Source organism: Pseudomonas paracarnis (assembly GCF_904063055.1).
GTDB lineage: Bacteria > Pseudomonadota > Gammaproteobacteria > Pseudomonadales > Pseudomonadaceae > Aquipseudomonas > Aquipseudomonas paracarnis.
The window spans coordinates 1-5,706 of sequence record NZ_CAJFCN010000034.1; the positions used below are offsets into that span (position 1 = coordinate 1).

Here is a 5,706-nt window from a genome sequence, read left to right on the forward strand (position 1 = left end):
AACTGAACCTGCAACCCATCGGCGTGGCCGGCGAGTTGTACCTGGGCGGCGAGGGCGTGGCCCGGGGTTATCTGGAGCGTCCGGCGTTAACCGCCGAACGCTTCGTGCCGGACCCGTTCGGCAAGCCTGGCAGTCGCGTGTATCGCAGCGGCGACCTGACCCGTGGGCGTCCGGATGGCGTGGTGGATTACCTGGGGCGTGTGGACCATCAGGTGAAGATCCGCGGTTTCCGTATCGAACTGGGGGAAATCGAAGCGCGCTTGCGTGAGCAAACCAGTGTCGGTGAAACCGTGGTGGTGGCCCAGGAGGGGCCGACCGGCAAACAACTGGTGGCCTATGTGGTACCGGCCGACGCCAGCCTGGCCGACCAGGTTGAGTTCCGTGACACCCTGCGTCGTGCCCTGAAAGCCGACCTACCGGACTATATGGTGCCCAGCCACTTCGTATTCCTGGCGCAGATGCCGCTGACCCCCAACGGCAAGCTCGACCGCAAGGGCTTGCCGCTGCCGGATGCGAGCCAGATGCAGCAGCAGTACCTGGCCCCGCAAACCGAGCTTGAGCAGCAGATCGCCACGATCTGGGCCGACATCCTGCACCTGCCGCAAGTGGGCCTGAACGACAACTTCTTTGATGTCGGTGGCCACTCCTTGCTGGCGATCCAGATTACCTCGCGGGTGCAGGCCGAGCTCGGCCTGGACGTACCGTTGATGGAACTGTTCCAGACTGAATCGCTGCGCGCCTACGTGCAGGCCGCAGCCACTTTCCGCGCCGGCAGCGTGGAAGATTTTGATGACCTTCGTGACTTTTTGAGCGAACTAGAGGCGATTTGAACCATGCTTTCCAACCCTAATATCGACCTGGTGTCGCGCTTTCTTCGCTTGCCTCTGGAGCAGCGCCAGCAGTTTTACCAGCGCCTGCAAAGCCGGGGCATGAGTTTCGCTCAACTGCCGATTGCTCCCACCCGCCACGACAGCGACACACCGACGTTGTCTTACGCCCAGGAACGCCAGTGGTTCCTTTGGCAACTGGACAAGGACAGCACCGCCTATCACATCCCAGGCGCCCTGCGTTTGCAGGGGCACTTGGACCTGGCAGCGTTGCAACGCAGTTTCGACAGCCTGCTAGCCCGGCATGAAAGCTTGCGCACGCAATTGGTCGATGACGGTCAACGCCTGTGGCAGGCAGTGATGCCGCAGGCACGGGTGCAGATCCAGCAGGCGCACGTCGACCAAGCGCAGTTGATGGCGCGGGTGGAAGAGGAGGTGGCGCGGCCGTTCGATTTGCACCAGGCCCCGTTGTTGCGTGTGACGCTGTTGCAACTGGCCGAGGATGAGCATGTGCTGGTGATGGTGCAGCACCACATCGTCTCCGATGGCTGGTCGATGCAGGTGATGGTGGAGGAACTGGTGCAGCTCTACGCCGCCCATAGCCAGGGCCATGACCTGCAACTTCCGGAGCTGCCGATCCAGTACGCCGACTACGCGCTGTGGCAACGCGGCTGGATGGAAGCCGGGGAACAGGCGCGCCAACTCGCGTATTGGCAGGCCCTGCTGGGCGGCGAGCAACCGGTGCTGGAATTGCCGCTTGACCGCCCGCGCCCGGCGCAGCAAAGCCATCGCGGTGCAAGCCTGCAGGTGCATCTGCAACCGACGCTGGTGGCGGGGCTCAAGCGCCTGGCGCAGCAAGAGGGCGTGACCGCGTTCATGCTACTGCTGGCGTCGTTCCAAGCCCTGTTGTATCGCTACAGCGGGCAGTCGGATATCCGCATTGGCGTGCCGAACGCCAACCGTAACCGTGTCGAAACCGAGCGGCTGATCGGCTTCTTCGTCAACACCCAGGTACTCAAGGCTGACCTTGACGGGCAGATGCGCTTTGCCGAGCTGCTGCAACAAACCAAACGCCGCGCCCTGGAGGCCCAGGCCCATCAGGACCTGCCGTTCGAACAACTGGTGGTGGCGTTGCAGCCCGAGCGCAGCTTGAGCCACAACCCATTGTTCCAGGTGATGTTCAACCACCAGACCGATGCCCAAGGCGGCCGCGAAGGCCAGCAGTTACCGGGCCTGCGTGTGGTGGAACTGGACTGGGACAGCCAGACCACCCATTTTGACCTGAGCCTGGACACCCATGAATCCGCCGACGGGCTTTGGGCCGCGCTGACCTACGCCACCGACCTGTTCGACGCCGCCACCATCGAGCGCTTGGCGCAACATTGGCAACACCTGCTGCAGGCGGTGGTGAGCGCACCCCGCAGCCGCCTCTGTGAACTGCCAATAGTGGGTGCCGCTGAGCAACACAGGATGCTCCAGGACTGGAACACCCCCGCCGGTGTCACCCCCTTTGAGGCTGTACACCGGCTGTTTGAAGCCCAGGCTGATCAGCAGCCGGAACGTCAAGCCCTGGCCCTGGATGAGCAGACCCTCAGCTATGGGGAACTGAACCGTCAGGCCAACCGCCTGGCGCATTATCTGCTGGCTCAGGGCGTCGGCCCTCAAGGGCTGGTGGGGATCGCCGTGGAGCGCTCCTTTGCCATGGTGGTCAGCTTGCTCGCGGTGCTCAAGACAGGAGCGGCCTATGTGCCGCTGGACCCTGAGTACCCCCGCGAACGCCTGGCGCATATGCTTGAGGACAGTGGTGTGGGCCTGGTGTTGACCCAATCGCACCTGCATGGGCGCCTGCCGTTACCGGCCCAGGTGCTGGCGGTGGACATCGACCGGGTCCAGGCGCAGTTGGCGTTGCGTGCCGACGATAATTTGCCGGTTGAGGTCGAGCCCCAGAGCCTGGCGTATGTGATCTATACCTCCGGCTCCACAGGCAAGCCCAAGGGGGTTGCCATCAGCCATGCAGCACTGAGTGAGTTCGCTGGCATCGCGGCGGATTACTCGCAGCTGGTTGCCCAGGACCGAGTGTTGCAGTTTGCCACCTTGAACTTCGACGGTTTCGTCGAGCAGCTGTACCCGGCGCTGACCCTTGGTGCCACCGTGGTACTGCGTGGCCCGCAGTTGTGGGACGGTGCCGAGCTGTATCGGCAGATCATTGCCCAGGGCATTACCCTGGCCGACTTGCCCACGGCCTACTGGAAGCTGTTCCTGCAAGATTGCCTCGCAGCAGGCCCAAGGACCTATGGTGCCTTGCGCCAGATCCATATCGGCGGCGAAGCCATGCCGTTGGACGGCCCGCTGTTGTGGCAGCGCGCCGGGCTCGGCCATGTGCGCTTGCTCAATACCTACGGGCCTACCGAGGCCACCGTGGTTTCCAGCGTGCTGGACTGCACTGACCCGAGCGCCGTCAGCGCCGGCGGTGCCAGCCCCATTGGCCGGGCGCTACCAGGGCGTGGCCTGTATGTGCTGGACCGTGACCTGAACCTGCTACCGCTGGGCGCCGTGGGTGAACTCTATATCGCCAGCGCCAATGGCTTGGCCCGTGCGTATTTGCAGCGGCCGGGCCTGACCGCCGAGCGCTTTGTCGCTGACCCGTTCAGCCCATCCGGCGAGCGCCTGTACCGCACCGGCGACCTGGCGCGCTATCGCGCCGATGGTGTGGTGGAGTATGTCGGGCGGGTCGATCATCAGGTCAAGGTCCGTGGTTTTCGCATAGAACTGGGTGAGATCGAAACTGTGCTGCTGGCCCAGGACAGCGTGCGTGAAGCGCTGTTGCTGGCTGCCGACAACCAACTGCTGGCCTATCTGGTACCTGCGCAGACGCTGTCTGAAACCGAGCGCGCCGAGGTGGGCGAACAGCTGATGGCCACCTTGCGCGACCACCTGCCGGACTACATGGTGCCGGCGCACCTGATCTTCCTCGAGCGCATGCCGCTCAACCCCAACGGCAAGCTGGATCGCCAGGCCCTGCCCAAGCCAGATGCCAGCGTGGAACAACAGGATTGGCGGGTGCCGGTCACCCCGTTGCAACAACAGGTGGCGGCGATCTGGGCGGCTATTCTGGGGGCCGAACGGGTGGGCTTGAACCAGCACTTCTTCGAACTGGGCGGGCATTCCTTGCTGGCGATGCAGGTGGTGTCACGCATCCGCCAGACGCTGAGCCTGGAAGTGCCGCTCAAAGCCGTGTTCGAACACCCGCGGCTGGAGGCGTTTGTCGCGGCCATGCAAGCCCAGGAGAGCCCATCGCCAACGGCGCCGGCCCTGCTGTCGGCCGGGCGCGTGCAGCCGTTGCCGCTGTCTTACGCCCAGGAGCGACAATGGTTTCTCTGGCAACTGGAACCCCACAGCGCGGCGTATCACATTCCCAGCGCGCTGCGCCTGAAAGGGCAATTGGACCTGGCTGCGTTGCAACGCAGTTTCGATAGCTTGCTGGCGCGTCATGAAAGCCTACGCACCCATATCCGCCAGGATCACGACGGCGCGGTGCAAGTGATTGAGCCGCCAATGTCCTTGCCGATCACCCAGGCCGATGCCGATGAAGCCCAGCTCAACGCCAGGGTGCAAGCGCTGATCGCCCAGCCGTTCGACCTGCAAGAAGGCCCGTTGCTGCGTGTCACGCTGTTGCGCCTGGCCGCCGACGAGCATGTGTTGGTGTTGGTGCAGCATCACATCGTCTCTGATGGTTGGTCGATGCAGTTGGTGGTCGAGGAACTGGTGCAGTTGTATGCCGGTTACAGCCAGGGCCAGGACGTGCAGTTGCCGGCGCTGCCGATCCAGTATGCCGACTATGCCGTATGGCAGCGCAGCTGGATGGACGCCGGTGAGAAGCAACGTCAACTGGCCTACTGGCGTGAGCTGTTGGGCGGTGAGCAGAGCGTGCTGGAGTTACCGTTCGATCACCAGCGCCCGGCTGTGCAGAGCCACCGCGGCGCACGCCTGGCATTCGAGCTGACGCCGGAACTCACTCAGGGGCTCAAGGCTTTGGCCCAACAGCAGGGCGTGACCCTGTTCATGTTGTTGCTGGCATCGTTCCAGACCTTGTTGCACCGCTACAGCGGCCAGGAAGAAATACGTGTCGGCGTGCCGATTGCCAACCGCAATCGCAGCGAGACCGAGCGCTTGATTGGTTTCTTCGTCAACACCCAGGTGCTCAAGGCCGATGTGCATGGGCAGATGAGTGTCGAGCAGTTGCTGCAGCACGTTCGGCAACGCGCCCTGGAAGCCCAGGCCCACCAGGATTTACCGTTCGAACAACTGGTCGAAGCCCTGCAACCTGAGCGTAGCCTGAGCCACAACCCGCTGTTCCAGGTCATGTTCAATCATCAGACTGACGTCGGCCAGGCTCAGGTTCAGCACCAATTGCCAGGGCTGCGGGTAGAAGGGCTGGACTGGGACAGCAAGACCGCACATTTCGACCTGGACCTGGATATTCAGGAGTCCACCGAAGGTATATGGGCCACCTTGGGTTATGCCCAGGACCTGTTCGAAGCCAGCACCGTGCAACGCATGGCGCGTCACTGGCAGAACCTGCTGCAAGGTATGGTCGCCAACCCACGACAGCAGCTCAGCCAGTTAAGCCTGCTGGACGCGACCGAACAACAACAGATCCTGCAACTGTGGAACCGCACGGAGTCTGGCTTTTCGGCCGAGCGCCTGGTGCACGAATTGGTCGGCGATCGCGCCCGCGAAACTCCGGACGCGGTGGCGGTTAAATTCGACGCGCAAACCCTGACTTACGGTGAACTGGATCGCCAGGCCAACCGCCTGGCCCATGCCTTGATCGCCCGTGGCGTCGGCCCGGAAGTGCGGGTGGCTATCGCCATGCCGC

General features: G+C 63.3%; 2 protein-coding genes. Both read left to right on the forward strand.

Going from position 1 to position 5,706, the window contains the following annotated elements; all coding sequences use genetic code 11:
* Nucleotides 1–830: phosphopantetheine-binding protein (locus tag JMV15_RS27680; RefSeq protein ID WP_201491978.1), on the forward strand; the 830-nt coding region annotated here is incomplete at its 5' end.
* 3 nt (nucleotides 831–833) lie between these two features.
* A partial coding sequence (locus tag JMV15_RS27685) for a non-ribosomal peptide synthetase (protein ID WP_201491979.1) occupies nucleotides 834–5,706 on the forward strand: 4,873 nt, incomplete at its 3' end.